Genomic DNA, 19,532 nt, shown 5'->3' with positions numbered 1-19,532 from the left:
GATTACCAGGGTGATCCGGCGGCGGTGCAGGCCACGGCCGAGGAGATCGCCTACCTGTGCGCGGCGGCGGGCGAGTACTTCGCCACGCCGGTCCGCGTGCAAGACGTGGTGTGGAGCTATTCGGGGGTGCGGCCGCTGGTCGATGACGGCGCCTCGGCGGCGCAGGCGGCAACGCGCGACTACGTGCTGGCGCTGGACGTGCCGGAGGGCGGGGCGCCGCTGCTGAGCGTGTTCGGCGGCAAGATCACCACCTACCGCAAGCTCGCCGAGGCGGCGCTGGCGAAGCTCTCCCCCTTCCTGCCGGAGGCGCCGGCCGGCTGGTCGAGCCGGGCGCCGCTGCCAGGCGGCGACTTCCCGGTGGACGGCGTGTCCGCGCTGGGCGCCGAGCTGCGCGCCCGCTATCCGTTCGTGGCGCCCGAGCACATGGCGCGTCTGGTGCGCGCCTACGGCACGCGGGCCTGGGACCTGCTGGGCGACGCCACCGGCCCGGCCGACCTGGGGCGGCGCTTCGGGGCGGACCTGACGGAGGCGGAGGTCCGCTACCTGATGGCGGAGGAATGGGCGCAGACGGCCGAGGACGTGCTGTGGCGCCGCTCCAAGCTCGGCCTGCGGCTCGGCAAGGCGGAGGCCGACGCGCTGGGCGCGTGGATGGCCGAGGCGCGGGACGGCGTGCGGGCGCGGGTGGTGAACGGATAGGGCCGTACTTGCCCCCTCCCCCGCTCGCGCAGGGGAGGGGGCAACGCGGTCAGAACGTCACCACGCTGCGGATCGACTTGCCCTCGTGCATCAGGTCGAAGGCGTCGTTGATCTTCTCCAGCGGCATGACGTGGGTGATCAGGTCGTCGATGTTGATCAGCCCGTCCATGTACCAGTCGACGATGCGCGGCACGTCGGTGCGCCCGCGGGCGCCCCCGAAGGCCGAGCCCTTCCACACCCGTCCGGTGACCAGCTGGAACGGCCGGGTGGCGATCTCCGCCCCCGACGGCGCCACGCCGATGATCACCGACACGCCCCAGCCCTTGTGGCAGCACTCCAGCGCCTGGCGCATCAGCGTGGTGTTGCCGACGCACTCGAAGGTGAAGTCGGCGCCGCCCTTGGTCAGCGACACCAGGTAAGGCACCAGGTCGCCCTCGACCTCCTTGGGGTTCACGAAGTGCGTCATGCCGAACTTCTCGGCCATGGCGCGGCGCTCCGGGTTGATGTCGACGCCGACGATCATCTCCGCGCCCACCATGCGGGCACCCTGGATGACGTTGAGGCCGATGCCGCCCAGCCCGAACACCACCACCCGCGCGCCGGCGTGCACCTTGGCGGTCCAGATCACCGCGCCGAGGCCCGTGGTGACGCCGCAGCCGATGTAGCAGACCTTGTCGAACGGCGCGTCCTCGCGGATCTTCGCCAGCGCGATCTCCGGCGCCACGGTGTAGTTGGCGAAGGTGGACGTGCCCATGTAGTGCCACAGCGGCTGCCCACCCAGGCTGAAGCGGCTGGTGCCGTCGGGCATGACGCCGCGCCCCTGCGTCTCGCGGATCGCCTGGCAGAGGTTGGTCTTCTGGCTGAGGCAGTACTCGCACTGCCGGCATTCCGGCGTGTAGAGCGGGATGACGTGGTCGCCCTTCTTCAGGCTGGTGACGCCGGGGCCGACGTCCACCACCACGCCGGCGCCCTCGTGGCCCAGGATGCACGGGAACTTGCCCTCGCTGTCGAGGCCGGAGAGCGTGTAGGCGTCGGTGTGGCAGACGCCGGTGGCCTTGATCTCGACCAGCACCTCGCCGGCGCGCGGTCCTTCCAGTTGCACGGTCTCGATGCTCAGCGGCTTCGTCGCCTCGGTGGCGACGGCGGCGCGGACGTCCATGATGCTCCCTCTCCCTGATTGGTGCTTGCCTGTAAGCTTCGTTCGCACGCGCCGAAAAGAAAAGCCCCTCCGCGCCGGGAGGGGCCTCGTACTTTCTGGCACATGCCGGCTAGGTCAGCCGGCGCCGCCGTCGCTGGAGGTGTTCGGCTGCTCGGCGCGGCGGCGCAGTTCGTCGGCGGTCAGGCCGGCCGGGACGGCGCCGTCCAGCGTGCCGTCGCCGGGCGTGCGGCTGCGGTCCTGGCGCTGCTCGCCGGGAGCGGTTTCGGGGGCCTTGGCGGGGGTCTTGGGGGTGTCGGCCATCTGGGATCTCCCTGTTGGTCTTCCCCAAAGCAACACCGCCATGCGCGGGAGGTTTCGCACACGCCTTGAAACATTCGTACCCAGATGCTACCTATGGTCCTGTCGCGGGGCAAAAAAAGCCGCCGCCGACCTCCTCGAAACGCCATTCGGATCGGCAACGCCCCTTTGGTACGCTCAAGGGCGGCGAGCCCTCCCCCTCCTCTCCGACCGCGTGTGGCCTGGCCGCCTTGTTCCTGGCGCCGGCTCCGGGCCGGAGAGGTCCCCCCTCCGCATCGCCCGGCGATGCACGCCCGTCCGGCAGCGTTGAATGCCGACATCGTGTTGGTAACGTTGAGACTGTATGACCTTTGATTCCAAGCGGCGCCGCCGGGCGCCGAACGGCCCCCTGCACCCGCACGCCGCGGTGCACGGGGGCGGCACCCTTCTCCCCACCGTTCCCCCCGCCCCCCGTCGCCGTGCGCGCGGTCCCGTGCCGGGCGCCGACGAGGTGATCTTCCTGCCGTTGGGCGGCTGCTCGCGCATCGGCATGAACATGGCGCTGTACGGCCACGCCGGGAAATGGCTGATCGTCGATGCCGGCGTTGCCTTCATGGGCGACGAGGCGCCGGGCATCGACGCCGTGATGGCCGACCCCTCCTTCATCGAGGAGCGGATGGCCGACGTGGTCGGCCTCGTCGTCACCCACGCGCACGAGGACCACATCGGCGCCATCCACCATCTGTGGCCGCGCCTGTCCTGCCCGATCCACGCCAGCCCCTTCGCCTCGCACGTCATCCGCGAGCGGCTGAAGGAGACCGGGCGCCTGCGCGACGTCACGCTGCGCACCTTCCAGATCGGCGACACGCTGGACCTGAACCCGTTCCGGGTGCAGAGCATCGCGGTGACCCACTCGATCCCCGAGCCGATGGCGCTGGCCATCCGCACGGCGGCGGGCACGGTGCTGCACACCGGCGACTGGAAGTTCGATCCGGACCCGCTGCTCGGCCGCACCACCGACGTGGCGGCGCTGCGGCGCCTGGGCGACGAGGGCGTGCTGGCGATGACCTGCGACAGCACCAACGCCGACGTCGAGGGCTCCACCGGCTCCGAGGCCGACGCGCGCGCCGGTCTGATGGCGGCTTTCGCCGGCCGCACCGGCGCCATCGCGGTGACCGGCTTCGCCTCCAACGTGGCGCGCATGAAGGCGGTGGCGCAGGCCGCCGCGGCGCACGACCGCAAGGTGGTGCTGGCCGGCCGCTCGATGCTGCGCATGGAGAAGGCGGCGCGCGCCTGCGGCTATCTCGACGACCTGCCGCCCTTCATGGGGGTGCAGGAGGCGTCGTGGACCGACCGGCGCAACCTCGTCCTGCTGTGCACCGGCAGCCAGGGCGAGGAGCGGGCGGCCCTGAGCCGCATCGCCCGCAACGACCACCGCGACCTGTGGCTGGAGCGCGGCGACACCGCGATCTTCTCGGCCCGCGCCATCCCCGGCAACGAGGAGGGCATCGGCGCCGTGCAGGACCACCTGCGCGCCATGGGCGTCGAGGTCGTCACCCCCGCGGACATGCCCGTCCACGTCTCCGGCCATCCGAAGCGCGACGACCTGCGCCGCATGTACGATCTGGTGCGCCCGCGCTTCGCGGTGCCGGTGCACGGCACCATCGCGCACCTGGAGGCGCACGCCCGCCTCGCCCGCTCCTGCGGGGTCGAGCGCGCGCTGGTGATCGAGGACGGCGACGTGGTGCGTCTCGCGGCCGAGGGGACGGCGGTGACCGGCCAGGTCGAGCCGAAGCGCCTCGCCCACGACGGCCGCGCCCTGCTGGCCTGGGACGACAGCATGCTGGAGACGGCGGATCTGCTCGCGGCGTAATAGCCGCGAGTGGACGCTTGACATCCTGCTGCGGCAGGAGCACCCTTGTTCCTGAAGACGTAACCAAGACTGAGGTTGCTGCACAGCAAACAGACCGAAGTACTGGTTCCCGATCAATCGGTCGGTGAATACTGTCAAGCCGTAGCTAGGAGGGTGAGTAGCGTCATGACTCCACCGCAGCTTACTTGATGACAGCGTTCCTTCTGGGAACGACCGGATAGGATTACACGCCTGATGGGGCGTATGAGACGCGGAGTCCTAAGATCTCCGCAGAAAGCCCTCGCCACCCGGCGGGGGCTTTCGTCGTTTCCAGCTTACCCTCTCTCCCCCAGCGGGGCTGGGGGAGGCGTTCCAGCCGTCCCTACGCCAGATCGTCCAGCGCCTGTTCCAGCGACGGGTAGATCGCCTCGATCAGCGAGCCGTCGGCCCGCACCGGGGCGCGCAGCAGCGCCGCCCCTTCGATCGCCCGTTCCAGCGTCAGCCCTGACACCTCCACGAAGCCGCCGGAATCGCCGTAGCAGCCGAGAATCCAGTCGGGCGCCCGCGGATCGCCGTCGAGGTCGTTGTTGGCGGAGATCATCACGTGCGTCTCGTCCTCCGACGCGCGGCACCACGCCAGACACCCGTCGCCGGTGTCCAGCGGGGTGAAAGCGGCGTCCGCCAGCGCCGCGCGCACCTCCGGCCTCACGCCGAGCGCGTTCGCATCGACGGGATGCGCGCTCGCCCCGGTTCCGATCGGCGCCTCGTCCATCGCGCACTCTCCCCTTGCGGACTATCCCAAACTGATAACAGCCGAGGGCGGCCAAACCGCCCCGATGTCGCCCGATTCCCGCGGTCCGGTCATCTTTCGGAAAGGAGTACCTCCTACATAGGGGGCAGCCTTACCACCTTCGGACCGACCATGAGGACCACCGACGAGACCCTGGCGTCATTGCCCGCCCCCGACACGCGCCGCTGGGTGTCCAGCCGCAAGCAGGCCGTCGTGCTGGCCGTGCGCACCGGCACCCTGTCCATGGCCGAGGCCTGCGACCGCTACGGCCTGTCGGTCGAGGAGTTCCTGTCCTGGGACGCGCTGTTCAGCCGCGGCGGCCGCCGCGCGCTGCGCGTGACCAAGCTGCGGGAGTTCCGCACCGCGGGCCCCTGACCGCCGTGCGTCATCGCGCGCATCACCGGGCGCTCTTGCTTTTTACCCTGGTCCGGCGGATGATCGGACTCTGAACAAACTGGCCGGAAAAACCGGCAACCGGGGAGCGTGTCGTGGTCGCCGAGGATCTGCTGCGCACCGCCAGCGAGATGGAGGACTCCGGCGCCCCTCGCGACGTCATCGGGATGCTGTACGAATCCTTCGCCCAGGCCGCGCTGATCCAGGCCGGGATCACGGTCGACCTGATGTGGCTGTGTGGGTTCGACAACCCGCATGCCGTCTACGGGTCCATGGGGATGGCCCAATAGCTCAGCTCCCGTAGGGCGTGTCCAGCGCCGCCTGGATCAGGCCGGCGGTCTTCTTGCCGAAGCCGCGCAGTGCCGCGATCTCCCCGGCGTCCGCCGCGAAGACGCCGCGCACCGAGCCGAAGCGCGTCAGCAGGGCCTGCGCCCGCGTGCGCCCGACTCCGGGCAGGCCGTTGACGATGAACTCCGCCAGCACGCGCGGGTCGGTGGGCTTGCTGGGCCGCAGCGGCAGGTCGCGGCGGCCGTCCTGCAGGCGCTTCGCCATGGACAGCAACAGATCGGCGGTTTCCTGGAGGCTGGCGGTGCGCAGCACCGTGGCGCCCTCGACCACGGCCAGATGGCTGATGGCGCCGGTGATGACCTTGGGCTCCAGCTCGACGTGGCCGTCGTAGGGGTTGCCCTCGATGATCCAGACCACCCGGTCGTAGGTGGCGCGCAGCTTGGCCGCCTGCTCGGCGAAGCGGCCGTCGAGCAGCGAGGCGACGAAGTCGCCGCCGGCCTTGCGCTCCACGGCGGCGCCGGGGCCGATCAGGTAGTCGCCGACGTCGAGCTGGTCGGCCTCCACCTCGACGGCGCTGCCGTCGACGCTGCCGGTCGCGCGCAGGATGCCGATCAGTTCGGCCGGTTCGTGGCAGTCGGCGATGATGCGCATGGGAGCACCGGGTGTGGTCTTGCCAATCACCCGTTCAACCATGCGGAGGTGCAGAAGGTTGCGGGAAGGTTGGGGAGGTCTCCGCACGGTCCCCCACCCCAGCCCTCCCCACTACGCGGGGGAGGGAGTCGGTTCCTCCCCCGAGTGCTACGGTATGCACACCTGTTGCGGAGCGGTAAGTGACTGGGAAAACAAATATTTTCCCGTCATCCCCGCCTTCGTGGGGATGACGGTCAAGTTATTGAAGTATTGGACACTTTGTGCCGCAACAGGTGTGCATACCGTAGCCGCGAAGTGGGGGGAGGTTAGGAGGGGGGCGCGCCGCCGGCGCTTGCCCGACTTCCGCCATGCTCGTCCAGGAACCGCCGACAGGCGTCGAAGTCCCCCTCCACCCCCGGCGGCAAGGTCATCCGCTTGCGCTTCGCCAGATCCTTGGCAAACGCCACCATGCGCTCCGTCGGCGCGCGGCCCGACGGAACCGGTTCCTCCGCCGCCTTCCGCCGGGGCCGGCGCGGCTGGCGCGGCGCCGTTGCGGTGGCGCCCGCCTTCGGCGGAGTCCGCTTCCGGCCGCCCTTGCGGAAGGGCGCCGCCGGCTGGCCGAGGCCGATGCGCGCGCCGGACTGCGCGGTCAGCGAGCCGATCAGCCGCTCCGCCTCCGTCGCGATGCCGTCGATCACCGCGCGGAAGTCGGCGCGGCCGGTCACCACCTCGTCCAGCCGCATCTCCCACAGCGCGGTGGTGCCGGGATCGACCAGCGCCGGGGCGGCGCCGCGCAGCAGCTCGAACAGCGCCAGCCCGGCCGGGGTGGCGTGCAGCCACTTGCCCTCGCTGCCCAGCAGATTCTGCTTCTTCAGGCCCTTGATCACCTCGGCGCGGGTGGCGGGGGTGCCGATGCCCTTGGCCTCCTTCAGCCGCTCGCGCAGCGCCGGGTCCTCGACGAAGCGCCACGCGTTCTGCATGGCGTCGATCAGCGTGCCCTCGTTGTAGCGCGGCGGCGCCTGGGTGCGCTTGGCCTCCACCTTGGGGTCGGAAAGCGTCGCCATCTCCCCGTCCTTGAGCGGCGGCAGGTCCTGCTCGGCGTCGGCCTCCAGGGGCGCGTCCTGCTGCTCGGCCCCGGTGTAGACCGCCCGCCAGCCGAGGCGCAGCGGGATGCGGCCGGTGGCGCGGAACTCAGCCTCCGATGCCGGAACTTTATCGGTGGCGGGGACGGGCACGCCCATCGTCACCGTGGTCTGCCGGTACTCGTAGTCCGGCATCACCGCCGCGAGGTAGGAGCGGCAGATCAGCGCGAACAGCTTCTTCTCGTCCTCGGACAGGCGACCGAGCCGCGCCTCCAAGTCGTCCATGACGTTGACGTTGGGGACGACGGCGTGGTGCGACACGCCCTCCAGCGCCTTGTCGCAGAAGTGGCCGGACTTGCCGCGGCGGATCACCGGCTTCGGGATCTCCAGGTGCGCGAAGCCGCGCAGCCGGGTCAGCGCGCCGACCAGGGCCGGCACGTCGGCGATCTGGTTCTCCGAGAGGTAGCGCGCCTCGGCGCGCGGGTAGGTGATGAGCTTCTTGCCCTCGCCGTCGTAGAGCGACTGCGCCACGGAGAGCGTGCGGTCGGCGGTCCAGCCCCAGCGCTGGCCGCAGGTCTTCTGCAGGGCCGGCAGGTCGAACAGCCTGGGCGGCGCCTGCCGCCGCTCCTCCACCGTCACCGACAGCGGCCCGGCGTGACCGGCCGCCGCCGCGGCGATGGCCTCGGCGCGCGCCCGGTCCTTGATGCGCGCCTGGGGGGGCGGGGCGTGCCGCATGGGGAAGCGGCCGGCGGCCACGGTGGCCGTGGCCACCACCTCGAAATAGTCCTCGGGCTTGAAGTCGCGGATCTCGATCTCGCGCAGGCAGACGATGGCGAGCGTCGGCGTCTTCACCCGGCCGATGCCGATCACCCCGCGTTCGCCCGGCGCGCGCAGTGATGTGGTGGCGGTGCGGGTCAGCGACAGGTTGAAGATCTGGTCGGCCTGCTGGCGCGCCACCGCGGCGTCGTAGAGCGGGCGCATCGAATCGTTGGGCTTCAGCGCCGCAAAGGCCTGCCGGATGGTCTTCGGGTCCTGCGCGGTGAACAGCGCGCGCTTCACCCGGCCGCGGAAGCCGACGTGCTCCAGGATCTCCTGGCCGATCAGCTGCCCCTCGCGGTCGCAGTCGGTGGCGAGGATCACCTCGTCGCAGCCCTTCAGCGCGGCGGCGATGGCCTTGAGCTTGGCCGGCTTGTTGCCGTGGCCGTCGGGGCGGGTGGGATAGAGCCCGTCCGGCTTCAGCAGGGTCGGCGCCCAGCGCTTCCAGGCGGGGTCCACCTCCTCCGGCTCGGCGAGGCGCAGCAGGTGGCCCTCGGCCGGCAGGATGCGGCCGAACCGTTCGCCCAGCGCGGCGCGCAGGTCCTTCGCCTGGCTCGATTTCTCGGTGATGATCAGCGTCGCCATGCCCGTGAGGATAAACCGTGAACGCGAACGCAGCAAGAACATTGACGGCGTGCGTCGGCTTGGGCTAGGCCGGAGATAGGAGGTCTTGCCTGTGGCATCCGCCGCGCGGACTCCCTATGTTCCCCCGCTCCCTGGAATCCCACGCGAAGCGCATGTCCCTGCTCGACCCCATCCGGTCCGCGGCCTCCCCCGGAGTTCCCTTCTCCCAGGAGGATCTGGCGCGCGTCTTCGACGTGAAGACCGTCCAGCGCGGCCGCACGCTGATCCTCGGCGGCGCGGTGCGACTCGGCGCGGCGGAGGACCGCATCGAGGCGACGGTGAGCGACCTCGGCCGCGAGCTTGCGGTGACCGTCACGCCGGTGGACCGCGGCCGGCGGGTGATGTTCGAGCGCTCCTGCACCTGTGGCCGCAACGCCTGCGCGCACATGGCCGCGGCGGCGATGTCGGCGCTGGACACCCGGCCGCAGTGGCGCCGCGCTTCGCTGCTCGACCTGATGGACAAGCCGCAGCCCGAGCCACCGCCGCGCCGCCAGCCGGTCCTGGCGCTGGCCCCGGCGCCGAAGCCGGAGCCCAAGCCCGAACCCCGGCCCGAACCGAGGCCCGAGCCGGTCGCGCCGCCGCGCCTCGCCGCGCGCTGGACGCTGGAGGCCGGGCGCGACGACATCGCTCTGTTCGTCACCGCCACGCTGTCCGCCGGCCCCGGCCCCGGGACCCCGGCCACCCCGCGCGACGTCATCGAGAAGGTCGCCCGCGACCTGGACGGCGACGCCGACCGTGCCATCGCCCGGCTGCTCGGCGGCGGCGGGGTGGTGCGCACGCCGGTCGCCAAGGGGCGGCGTGACGACATCGACCGGCTGATCCGCCGCCTGCTCGGCAGCGGGCGGCTGCGCTGGCACACCGGCGCGGCGCTCAAGGAAGGCCCCTCGAAGGCCCTGCGCGCCTTCCGCGACCCGAAGAGCGGCAAGCTGCGTCCCGCCGGCGTTCCCGAGGGCGGGGTGCTGGTCCGCGGCCTCGGCTGGTGGCTGGTGGACCCGGCGGCCGGGCTGGTCTGCCCGGTCGACATGCAGGTGGTCGAGCCCCCGAAACCCAAGCAGCCCAAGCCGGTCCTGCCGCCGCCCACCATTCCGCTGCCCAGGGCCCGCCCGGAGCCGCCGCCGGCCCGCGCTGCGGAGACCGCCGCCATCGTTGAGCGCGCGCCGGTGGTGATCGCCCGCCTGGGCCGCGTCGTGTCGCCGACCGACGGGCTGGTGGACGTGCTGCGCCTGTCCTTCGACTACGGCGAGCCCGGCCTTCCGGCCGAGATCGACCCCGACGACCAGCGCCAGTTCGCCCGCACCGAGGACATCGGCCTGGTCACCTTCGTGCGCCGCGACAAGGGCGCCGAGCAGGCGGCGCTGGAGCGGCTGGCGGCGCTGGGCTTCGCGCAGGCGCGCATCGAGCCGCCGAAGGGCTCGCTGCAGGCGCGCGGCACCCGGGTGCACTGGCTGACGGGGAAGGAGTCGGCGCAGCGCTGGCAGGACATCCTGGCGAATCACGTGCCCGCCCTGCGCGCCGAGGGCTGGACGGTCGAGATCGGTTCCGACTTCGGCACCCGCGTGGTCGAGCCGGGCGGTGCGGTGGACGTGGCCGTGCGCGACGCCGGCGACGGCTGGTTCGACCTGGAGGTCGGCGTCGACATCGACGGCGAGCGTCGGCCGCTGCTGCCCATCCTGGCCAAGCTGATCGACAAGGGCGGCATGGAGGCGGCACGCGTCATCGACGGCCGCGCCCACATCGTGCTGGACGACGGCAGCGTGCTGGTGCTGCCCGCCGACCGCGTGGAGCGGCTGCTGAGCGTGCTGGAGGCCATGCTGGAGGGCGCCAAGCGGGTGGACGACACGCTGCGCGTGCCGCTCGCCGAGGCCGACACGCTGATCGACATCGACGACCTGATCGCGCGCCGCCCCGACCAGGGCGCGCAGATCGCGGCCTACCTCGACCGCCTGCGCGAGACCGCGGTGCTGCCGGAGGTCGCCGTGCCGGCGAGCTTCCGCGCCGAGCTGCGCGACTACCAGCAGCAGGGCGTGGCGTGGCTGCAGAGCCTGCGCGCCGGAGGCGTGGGCGGCATCCTCGCCGACGACATGGGGCTGGGCAAGACGGCGCAGACGCTGGCGCACGTCGCGGTGGAGCACGCCGCCGGGCGGCTGACCGACCCGTGCCTCGTGGTGGTGCCGACCAGCCTCGTGCCGAACTGGGTGGACGAGGCGAAGCGCTTCACGCCGCACCTCAAGGTGCTGGTGCTGCACGGCCTGGACCGTCACGAGAAGCGCGGCGACGTCGCGCACGCGCACATCGTCGTCACCACCTACGGCGTCGTCGCCCGCGACATCGACCTGATGAAGGGCCTGACCTGGCACCTGCTGGTGCTCGACGAGGCGCAGGCCATCAAGAACCCGGATTCCAAGGCGACGCGCGGGGTGTGCCAGCTGCAGGCGCGGCACCGGCTCTGCCTGTCCGGCACGCCGGTGGAGAACAATCTGGGCGAGCTGTGGAGCCAGTTCGCCTTCCTGATGCCGGGCCTGCTGGGCGACCGCAAGAGCTTCCAGAAGCGCTTCCGCACCCCCATCGAGAAGCGCGGCGACGCCACCCGCGCGGCGCTGCTGTGGCGCCGGACCAAGCCGTTCCTGCTGCGCCGGACCAAGGCGGCCGTGGCGAAGGAGCTGCCGCCGAAGACCGAGGTGGTGCGCCGCATCGACCTCGGCCGCGAGCAGCGCGACCTCTACGAGACCATCCGGCTGTCGGTGCACGACAAGGTGCGCGCCGCCATCGCCGCCAGCGGCCTGTCGCGCAACGCCATCACGGTGATCGACGCGCTGTTGAAGCTGCGGCAGGTCTGCTGCGACCCGCGGCTGGTGAAGGCGGCGTCGGGGAGCACGCTTCGCAGCGCCAAGCTGGAGACGCTGGTCGACATGCTGGCCGAGATGGTGCCGGAGGGCCGGCGGGTGCTGGTGTTCTCGCAGTTCACCTCGATGCTCGACCTCATCAAGGTGGAGTTGCAGGAGGCCGGCATCGCCTATGTGGAGCTGACCGGCCGCACGCTCGACCGCGCCGACCCGGTGCGCCGCTTCCAGGCCGGCGAGGTGCCGGTGTTCCTGATCAGCCTGAAGGCCGGCGGGCGCGGCCTGAACCTGACGGCGGCGGACACGGTGATCCACTACGATCCCTGGTGGAACCCGGCCGCCGAGGACCAGGCGACCGACCGCGCCTACCGCATCGGCCAGGACAAGCCGGTCTTCGTCTACAAGCTGATCGCCGCCAACAGCGTGGAGGAGCGCATCCTCGACCTGCAGCGCCGCAAGGGCAGCCTCAGCGCCGCCACCATCGAGGGCACCGGCGGGCTGGTCGGCGCGCTGGAGGGCGGGGACATCGACTATCTGTTCGAGAAGTCGGAGGAGGCATAGGGGCTGGTCGCTTGAAGCCGGTGCTACCCAGTAGTACCTTAGGGGCAGGAGGGCGCCATGACCGTCAAGACCTCGATTTCGCTGACCGACGAACAGGAGGCCTACGCCCGGAGCTTGGTCGAGGCCGGCCGTTATCCAAGCCTCAGCGCGGTTCTCCAGCAGGGGCTCGAGATGCTGCGGCGCGATAGCGAGAGCCGCGACACGGAGGTCGAGGCGCTGCGGTTGCTGATCGGCCGGCGGCGTGCCGCGGCGTTCGTCGATCTTGATGAAGGCGAGGCGGAGACCCAGGCAATGCTGGAGCGCAAGAGGCAGGCGCGTGCGGCACTATAGGGTCCGCCGCGCGGCCGGCGTCGCGCGCGACCTCGACCTCATCGAGGGTTACCTGTTCCAGGTCTACCAGGATCTCGGCGACGATCCCGGCAGCTCGTCGGAACGGGCGGCGACCCGCATCGGCGAAGCCCTCGCCTACATGCGTACGTTCGAAACCCATCCTCACCGCGGCTCCGAACACCCGGAGATCGCGGCGGGCGTTCGGACGGTGACCAGCAGCCGATTCATTTTCTACTCCGAGATCGACGAGCCGCTGTCCGAGGTCAGGATCCTGGCCATCTTCTTCGGGGGCGTGGACCATCGGCGGCAGATCCTGGATCGCCTCCGGCATTGAGCGGCTTGGCCGTCACGCCCCGTACCGTCTCACCGCCTCCACCGACAGCCCCTGGCCCACCGAGCCGAAGGTGTCGCCCTCGATGACCCGCGCCTCGGGGAAGCCGCCGACGATGGCCGCGCGCACGTGCGGCAGCAGCGTCGAGCCGCCGGTCAGGAACACCGCGTCGATCCGCTCCGCCGTAACCCCGGCCTGGACCAGGCAGTCGCGCACCCGCGCCTCGATCCGTCCGGCCAGCGAGCCGGTGGCGTCGACCAGCGCGTCGGCGGTGATCTCCGGATCCTCGGAATCCAGGTCGAGCGCCAGCGTGGTCCGCTCGCTGCCGGACAGCGTGATCTTGGCGCGCTCCACGTCCAGCGCCAGGGCGTGGCCGCGGTGCTCCTCGACCACGCCGATCAGGCGCTCGATCAGGTGCGGGGCGGCGGACTCGCGGTGCACGCGCTTCAGCTCGGCCATCGACTTGGCGGTGTAGAGGAAGTTGATCCGCGACCACGTCGCCAGATCGAGGAAGAAGCTGCGCGGCGCCAGCAGCCCCGCCCGCTTCATCGGGCTACCGAAGCCCAGCAAGGGCATCACCGCGCTGAGGCTCAGGTCGCGGTCGAAGTCGGTGCCGCCCACCCGGATGCCGTCGTTGGCGAGGATGTCCCCGGCCCGCTCGGCCCGTCCGCGCCGCTCCGGCCCGATGCGGACGATGGAGAAATCCGAGGTGCCGCCGCCGATGTCGGCGATCAGCGCCAGCTCCTCGCGCGACACCTGCTGCTCGTAGTCGAGCGCGGCGGCGATCGGCTCGTACTGGAAGGAGACGTCGGCGAAGCCGATGCCGCGGGCGATCTCCTCCAGCGCGCGCTCGGCCGCCGCGTCGGCCGCGTCGTCGCCATCCACAAAGTGAACCGGGCGGCCGTGCACCACGCTGTCCAGCGGCTTGCCGGCCGCCTCCTCGGCGCGGCGGCGCACCTCGCGCAGGTACTGGCCGATGACGGCGCGGAAGCTGATGCGCCTGGCGCCCAGCGAGGTGTCGGCGTCGATCAGGTCGGTGCCCAGCGCCGACTTGATGGAGCGCATCAGCCGCCCTTCGGCGCCCGCCGCGTACGCCTCCAGCGCCGCGCGGCCGTAGGCGGTGCCGCCGGTCTCGAAGTCGAAGAACAAAGAGGAGGGCAGGGTGGTGCTCGTCCCCTCCAGGGGGAGCAGGCGCGCGCCACCTGGAGCAGGCGCGCCGAGCGTCGTGCCCAACGTCGTGTTGGACGTTCCGAAATCCAGACCGCACGCCGCCATGGGACCCTCCGGGAAGCCAAGGCGGCGACCCTATACAGGCGTCGGCGGCCCGGATCAATCCCGACAATGGGGCTCCACGCATGCCGGTCATACCACGGCCGCTCGCGAAAAGGCTGGCGCCGGGGTGGAGAACCCACTACATAAGCCGGGCATTCGCTGGAGGCCCTTTCGTCGTCCGAGCGAGGTTCGAAGCTCGATGGACGGTCCCAATCGTCCGGAATACGACGCAACAGCGCCTCCCTCTTCCTCCGGCATGATCGACACCTGACCGATCCGCGGCTTTGCGACGGGCCGCGGCGCTGTCGTTTGCTTTGGGATACCCGTTTTGACCTTTTCCGATCTGAATCTGCACCCTGGTCTTCTCCGCGCCCTCGAAGAGGCCGGCCACACCGAGCCGACGCCGATCCAGGCGCAGGCCATTCCGGTGGGGCTTGAGCGCCGCGACGTGCTCGCCACCGCCGACACCGGCACCGGCAAGACCGGCGCCTTCCTGCTGCCCTCCCTGCACCGCCTGATGGAGACGGACGACGCCGTCGCCGCCTCCGGCGAGCGCCGCATGCGCCCGCGCGGTCCCCGCGTTCTGGTGCTGGCGCCGACGCGCGAGCTGGCGCGTCAGGTCACCATGTCCGCCCGCACCTACGTCAAGTTCCGCCGCCTGTTCGTGGTGGACGTGCTGGGCGGCGCGCCGTTCGGCCCGCAGGTGCGCGACCTGTCGCGCCCGGTGGACGTTCTGGTCGCCACCCCCGGCCGCCTGCTCGACCACATGCGCCGCCGCACGGTCAGCCTGAGCGAGGTCGAGGTGCTGATCCTCGACGAGGCCGACCGCATGCTGGACATGGGCTTCGCCGAGGACATCGCCGCCATCGGCGAAGCCTGCCCGAAGGACCGCCAGACGCTGCTGTTCACCGCGACGCTCGACCGCCGCATGGAGGCCGTCGCCCGCAACCTGGTGCGCGACCCGGCCCGCGTCGCGGTCGAGAGCACCCCGGCCAGCGCCCCGAAGATCGAGCAGCGCATGCTGTGGGCCGACGACCTGGGCCACAAGCGGCGCCTGCTGCGCCACTTCTCGGCGTCGCCGGAGATCCACAAGGCGATCATCTTCGCCGCCACCAAGCGCGACGCCGACGAGATCGCCGCCGAGCTGGCGGCGGACGGCCACGCCGCGGCGGCGCTGCACGGCGACATGCGCCAGGAACACCGCACCCGCACGCTCAGCAAGCTGCGCGACGGCCGGGTGCGCCTGCTGGTCGCCACCGACGTGGCGGCGCGCGGCATCGACGTGCGCGACATCACGCACGTCATCAACTTCGACCTGCCGCGCAACCCGGAGGACTACGTCCACCGCATCGGCCGCACCGGCCGCGCCGGGGCCGAGGGTGTCGCGATCTCCTTCGCCACCCGCACCGACCGCGGCGCGCTGTTCGGCATCGAGCGGCTGATCGGGTCGCAGGTGCCGGTGCACACCGTGCCGGGCCTGGAGCCGACGCAGCGCTTCGACAACCCGAACCGGCCGAAGCGCACGGGCTTCCGCAACAACGGCCCGGCCCGCCCGTGGCACGGCGAGCGCAAGCACACCGAGCGCGGCCACGGCGGCCACGCCCATGAGGGCCACGCCGGGCACGGCGACCGCAAGCCGGCCGAGCGCGGCGACCGTCCGGCGCGCGCGACGCCCTGGAAGTCCGAGGGCAACCGTTCGTACAAGGGCAGCCGGAACGGCGGCCGGCCGTAACGTTCCCGAACTGGGCCCCCCTCCTAACCTCCCCCCACTGCGCGGGGGGAGGAATCGAGCCCTCCCCCGCGAAGTGGGGGAGGGTTGGGTGGGGGCCCACCTCAACGACCTTCCCCCCGAAAAGCCCCGCTCCTTCCCGGAGCGGGGCTTTTTGTTGCCCGGAACATGGAAGAATCCGCCGCCCACGCCCATCTGCAACCGATGACCCGCCCGACCACCGTCCGCATCGGCCGTCCCCCGACGCTCTGGCCGTCGCAGATCGCGCACTGCCGGACGCTGATGCGCGACTTCAGCGCGCCGGCCATCCTGGTCGAGGGGCGGCTGATGGACACGCCGTTCGGGCCGCGCATCGCCGCCACCATGGACGTCCCGCCCGAGATGGGGCCGGTCACGCTGGCCGGCCATCCCGCCTACCGGCTGGCTATGCGCGACGCGGCGGGGATGGTGACCTTCGCGCGGATGGTGGCGCTGAACGCCAGCGGCATCGACCCGATCACCGCCAGCCGCGAGGTGGAGGAGGTGCTGTGGCAGGTCATCGTGCTGCCGGCCGGCGTCACCCTGATCGCCCGCACCGAGGACGCCGACTACGGCCCCTTCCTGCTCGCCGAGGAGGAACCGGACGAGCGGCTGGCCGCCCTGGTCGACCGCCAGCTTTCCTTCGCCGGCATCACCGTCGGCGACCATCCGGCGGAGGGGACGGACACGCTCAACCGGGCGTGATCCGGAACCATCCGGCGCTCCCGCCCGTTTCCGCTGCCATGAATTGCACGCAGGGGAGAGCGGAATGGCGAACGTCTTCTATATCATCGGGGTGATCGTGGTCGTGCTGGCCATCCTGTCCTTCCTCGGACTGCGCTGAGCCGGACGGCATGAAAAAAAAGGCCGGCACCCGTGGGGGTGCCGGCCTTTTCCGTGCGCGCTCTCCGTCAGGCCGCGGCGGTCTGGCCGGCCGGAACGGCCTCGGCCTTGGCGCGGGCCGGACGGGCCGGGAGCATGTCGCCGACGGCGAACAGCACCGCCATCAGGTTCGGCACCGCCATGGCGGCGAGCAGCACCGCCCACAGCTCCAGCGACAGCGTGCCCAGCGGGTTGGCGAGCATCGCCGTGACCGAGGCCGCCGCCAGCGCGCCGGACAGGTACGCCTCCGGCTTGGCGCAGAACTTGGACGGCGCGCGCTGGCCGCCCTTGGCGGTGACGCGGAAGGCGTCGCGCTTGCGGATCAGGCCGCGCAGGGCCGCCAGCGCCACCGTGGTGGACAGCGCCATGCCCACGGCGCAGGCCGCCACCGACTGGCCCCAGCTGTTGCCCGAGGCGTAGCGCGAGGCCAGCAGGCTCGACCCGGCGCGCAGCACCAGCGCGCCCAGCACCGCGGCCGTGGCCTCGACCGGCGGCAGGTGCAGCGGCAGCACCAGCGAGGCGAAGGTCCAGGCCACCGCCGCGACGGCGGCGAACATGCCGACCGCGTCCGACCACCAGCGCGCCCAGTTCAGCAGGTAGCCCGCCTTCTGCCGCGCCGTGAGGCCCCGGAAGCCCGGCAGGAACTTGCGCCAGTGGGCGCGCAGGATCTGCGTCGAGCCGAACACCCAGCGGTCGCGCTGCTTGCGGAACTGCATGAAGTTGTCCGGGGCCAGACCCTCGCCCAGCCGCTCGTCGGTGTAGGCGGCGCGCCAGCCGGCCGAGAGGATGCGGATGCCCAGCTCGGTGTCCTCGCAGATGCCCTCCTCCGACCAGCCGCCGACGTGGTCCATGGCGGCGCGGCGCAGCATGATCATCGTGCCGTGGCAGATGAACGCCTGCGAGGCGAGGCCCTCCTGCATGCCGACGTCGAAGAACGGGCGGTACTCGGCGGTCATGGCGGCCTTCAGGAAGGTCTCGTGGCCGTCGCGGTGCTCCTGCGGGGCCTGCACGATGCCGACCAACGGGTCGGCGAAGTGCGGGGCCAGCTTGGACAGCCAGTCCGGCGCGACCGTGTAGTCGGCGTCCAGCACCGCGACGATCTCCGCCTCCGGCGCCGTGTGGCGCAGCGCGGCGTTGAGGGCGCCGGCCTTGAAGCCGCCGATCTTCTTGTACCAGTGGAACTTGAACTTCGGGCCGAGTTGCGTGCACAGCTCCGCCACCGGGGTGACCAGCGCCTCGTCCTCGGTGTTGTTGATCAGCACGACCACCTCGTAGGCCGGGTAGTCGAGCCGGGCCAGCGAGCGCAGCGTGGCGGCCAGCACCTCCGGCTGCTCGCGGCAGGCGGCGACGTGGACGGAGACGAAGGGCGTGTGCCCGGCGTCCGGCGCCCGGCGCGGCAGCAGCTGCGGCGCGCGGCCGGTCAGCAGACGGCGGGCGACGTCCACCAGGTCGGCGAAGGCGACGCCCATCATCAGGGCGCCCAGCAGGAAGGCGGAGCCCCAGGTGGTGATCGCGCCGAAGGTCAGGTACTCGCCGTAGGCGCCGGCCACCGCCATGCCCACCGCGAAGCCGATGACGTTGGCGCCGAACCCGGCGCCCAGCGCGAACAGCGCGTTGGAGCGGCCGCGGAAGGCGACCAGCGCCGACAGCGCGAGGCCGAGCAGGATGGCGGCGCCGGCGCCGACGCGCTCGCCGTACGGGGCGGGCACCATGCCGGCCAGCGGCCACTTCGGCGCGCGGTCGGCGTCGAGCATGCCCCAGGTCGGGCCCGGCGAGCCTTCGATGGTGGACTTCCAGATGCCGTCGTACGCTTCCACCACGTTGTAGTGCAGGCCCAGCATGCCGGCCTCGGCGGCGAAGTTGCGCACCACGGCGGCCTGCGCCTCGATGGAGGGGTAGGCGTCGTGGAAGTTGTCGCCGCCGGACGGCCAGCCCACCTCGCCGACGAACAGCTGCTTGCCGGGGTGCGCCTTGCGCACGGTGTCGAGGCGGTCGCGGACCCAGGTCAGCGCCTTGTCGGCCGGCACGCCTTCCCAGTAGGGCAGGACGTGGACGCCCATGTAGTCGGACGCCTTCACCGTCTCGTTGGCCTTGACCATCTCCGACCAGACGTCGGCGGTGCCCACCTGGATGCGCTTCGGCAGGGCGGCGCGCACGCGCTTGACGTAGCCGGCCAGCTCGGCGTCGGTGACGTCGGCGCGCAGCAGCGACTCGTTGCCGACGATCACGCGGGTGATGCCGCGCACCGTCTTGGCCAGCGCGATGCCGCGCGCGACCTCCTGCTCGTTCTTCGCCTTGTCGCGGCTGATCCAGATGCCGAGCGACACGTCCAGCCCGGCGCGCGCGGCGAGCGCCGGCACCTGCCCCTGCGCGCCCAGCGACGAGTAGGTGCGCACCCCGTCGGCGAAGCCGGCGATGGCGGACATGTCCTTCTCGATCTGCGCGAGCGGCACGTTGGGCGAGGTGTTGGGATCGTAGCTGCGCCCGGAGGGCGAGTAGGAAACGGACTCGATGCGTCCCGGCTCCGCGTCGATCGGAGTGGGGGCGTTGCGCCAGGACCAGAAGGACGCGTGGCCGGCGGTCACGGCCAGCAGGGCGGCGGCGATGGCCGCGGACCGCATCGAACGCTTCGGGGTGTTCATGGGGCTATTCGGCTCGGAAGGCTGCGTGGCGCGGGTGTTGATCACCCGACGCCGAGACGAACACGGGCCCCCAAAAACTATTCCAGCGCTTTCATCCCGCGTAGACCCAATTCGGCAGCGCCGTGGCGATGCCGGGGAAGACACAGAGGAGTACCACCGCGAAGATCATCAGTCCCACGAACGGCATGACGCCCCAGATCACGTCCTTGAGCGGGATGTCGGGGGCGATGTTCTTGATGACGAAGATGTTCAAGCCGACGGGCGGGTGGATGAGGCCCATCTCCATGACCACCATCATGATGACGCCGAACCAGATCAGGT

At 71.5% G+C, this 19,532-nt stretch carries 17 protein-coding genes; 9 read left to right on the top strand and 8 right to left on the bottom strand.

The features are described from left to right. A partial coding sequence (locus ACRWK7_RS30635; RefSeq protein WP_431860913.1) for a glycerol-3-phosphate dehydrogenase C-terminal domain-containing protein occupies positions 1-696 on the top strand: 696 nt, incomplete at its 5' end. 49 nt (positions 697-745) lie between these two features. Here ACRWK7_RS30635 and ACRWK7_RS30630 read toward each other — a convergent pair. After that, positions 746-1,855 carry an S-(hydroxymethyl)glutathione dehydrogenase/class III alcohol dehydrogenase gene (locus tag ACRWK7_RS30630; protein WP_431860911.1) on the bottom strand — a complete coding sequence of 370 codons (1,110 nt, stop codon included), beginning with the start codon at positions 1,853-1,855 and terminating at the stop codon, positions 746-748. 114 nt (positions 1,856-1,969) lie between these two features. Continuing rightward, the gene (locus tag ACRWK7_RS30625) at positions 1,970-2,155 is read right to left on the bottom strand and encodes a hypothetical protein (protein ID WP_431860909.1); all 186 of its coding nucleotides are present in this window, start codon (positions 2,153-2,155) and stop codon (positions 1,970-1,972) included. Between the two features lie 340 nt (positions 2,156-2,495). Here ACRWK7_RS30625 and ACRWK7_RS30620 point away from each other — a divergent pair, with 340 nt between their 5' ends. Continuing rightward, on the top strand, positions 2,496-4,004 hold the full coding sequence (locus ACRWK7_RS30620; protein ID WP_431860907.1) for a ribonuclease J: 1,509 nt from the start codon (positions 2,496-2,498) through the stop codon (positions 4,002-4,004). A gap of 361 nt (positions 4,005-4,365) precedes the next feature. Here ACRWK7_RS30620 and ACRWK7_RS30615 read toward each other — a convergent pair whose 3' ends face one another. After that, the gene (locus tag ACRWK7_RS30615; protein ID WP_431860905.1) at positions 4,366-4,755 is read right to left on the bottom strand and encodes a hypothetical protein; all 390 of its coding nucleotides are present in this window, start codon (positions 4,753-4,755) and stop codon (positions 4,366-4,368) included. Positions 4,756-4,905: 150 nt separating this feature from the next. Here ACRWK7_RS30615 and ACRWK7_RS30610 point away from each other — a divergent pair, with 150 nt between their 5' ends. Continuing rightward, a complete protein-coding gene (locus tag ACRWK7_RS30610) occupies positions 4,906-5,148 on the top strand; it encodes a DUF1153 domain-containing protein (RefSeq protein WP_431860903.1) in 243 nt (80 codons plus the stop codon). Between the two features lie 113 nt (positions 5,149-5,261). Next, entirely contained in the window at positions 5,262-5,456 is a 195-nt protein-coding gene (locus tag ACRWK7_RS30605) for a hypothetical protein (protein WP_431860901.1), read from the top strand. A gap of 1 nt (position 5,457) precedes the next feature. Here the strand turns inward: ACRWK7_RS30605 and ACRWK7_RS30600 are convergent, their stop codons facing one another. Beyond that, positions 5,458-6,105 carry an ERCC4 domain-containing protein gene (locus ACRWK7_RS30600; protein WP_431860899.1) on the bottom strand — a complete coding sequence of 216 codons (648 nt, stop codon included), beginning with the start codon at positions 6,103-6,105 and terminating at the stop codon, positions 5,458-5,460. Between the two features lie 305 nt (positions 6,106-6,410). After that, entirely contained in the window at positions 6,411-8,567 is a 2,157-nt protein-coding gene (locus ACRWK7_RS30595; protein ID WP_431860897.1) for a DNA topoisomerase, read from the bottom strand. A gap of 152 nt (positions 8,568-8,719) precedes the next feature. On the opposite strand from ACRWK7_RS30595, the gene ACRWK7_RS30590 reads away from it, so the two are divergent. From ACRWK7_RS30590 to ACRWK7_RS30580, 3 genes are read left to right on the top strand one after another with little or no spacing between them, the layout of a single operon-like run. Beyond that, the gene (locus tag ACRWK7_RS30590; protein WP_431860895.1) at positions 8,720-12,007 is read left to right on the top strand and encodes an SNF2-related protein; all 3,288 of its coding nucleotides are present in this window, start codon (positions 8,720-8,722) and stop codon (positions 12,005-12,007) included. A gap of 57 nt (positions 12,008-12,064) precedes the next feature. After that, positions 12,065-12,337 (top strand): ribbon-helix-helix domain-containing protein, encoded by a 273-nt coding sequence (locus ACRWK7_RS30585; RefSeq protein ID WP_431860893.1) that lies wholly within the window; start codon positions 12,065-12,067, stop codon positions 12,335-12,337. Further along, positions 12,324-12,671, top strand: a complete 348-nt coding sequence (locus ACRWK7_RS30580) for a type II toxin-antitoxin system RelE/ParE family toxin (protein WP_431860891.1) — start codon at positions 12,324-12,326, stop codon at positions 12,669-12,671. The genes ACRWK7_RS30585 and ACRWK7_RS30580 overlap by 14 nt, the downstream gene beginning before the upstream one ends. 12 nt (positions 12,672-12,683) lie before the next feature. On the opposite strand, the gene ACRWK7_RS30575 is transcribed toward ACRWK7_RS30580, so the two are convergent. Beyond that, positions 12,684-13,943, bottom strand: coding sequence for an Hsp70 family protein (locus ACRWK7_RS30575; RefSeq protein WP_431860889.1), 1,260 nt, complete (start codon positions 13,941-13,943; stop codon positions 12,684-12,686). A 325-nt stretch (positions 13,944-14,268) separates the two neighbouring features. Between ACRWK7_RS30575 and ACRWK7_RS30570 the strand changes: the two genes are divergently transcribed. Continuing rightward, on the top strand, positions 14,269-15,672 hold the full coding sequence (locus tag ACRWK7_RS30570; protein WP_431860888.1) for a DEAD/DEAH box helicase: 1,404 nt from the start codon (positions 14,269-14,271) through the stop codon (positions 15,670-15,672). A 165-nt stretch (positions 15,673-15,837) separates the two neighbouring features. After that, complete coding sequence (locus ACRWK7_RS30565) at positions 15,838-16,392, top strand: hypothetical protein (protein WP_431860886.1); 555 nt, start codon at positions 15,838-15,840, stop codon at positions 16,390-16,392. Between the two features lie 206 nt (positions 16,393-16,598). Here ACRWK7_RS30565 and ACRWK7_RS30560 read toward each other — a convergent pair whose 3' ends face one another. Continuing rightward, on the bottom strand, positions 16,599-19,211 hold the full coding sequence (locus ACRWK7_RS30560) for a glycosyltransferase (RefSeq protein WP_431860884.1): 2,613 nt from the start codon (positions 19,209-19,211) through the stop codon (positions 16,599-16,601). A gap of 91 nt (positions 19,212-19,302) precedes the next feature. Then, the coding region (locus tag ACRWK7_RS30555; protein ID WP_431860882.1) for a TRAP transporter large permease subunit at positions 19,303-19,532 on the bottom strand (230 nt) is incomplete at its 5' end.

The sequence above is a fragment of the Azospirillum sp. genome (assembly GCF_050789165.1).
This window is presented reverse-complemented; position numbering and strand designations above follow the sequence as displayed.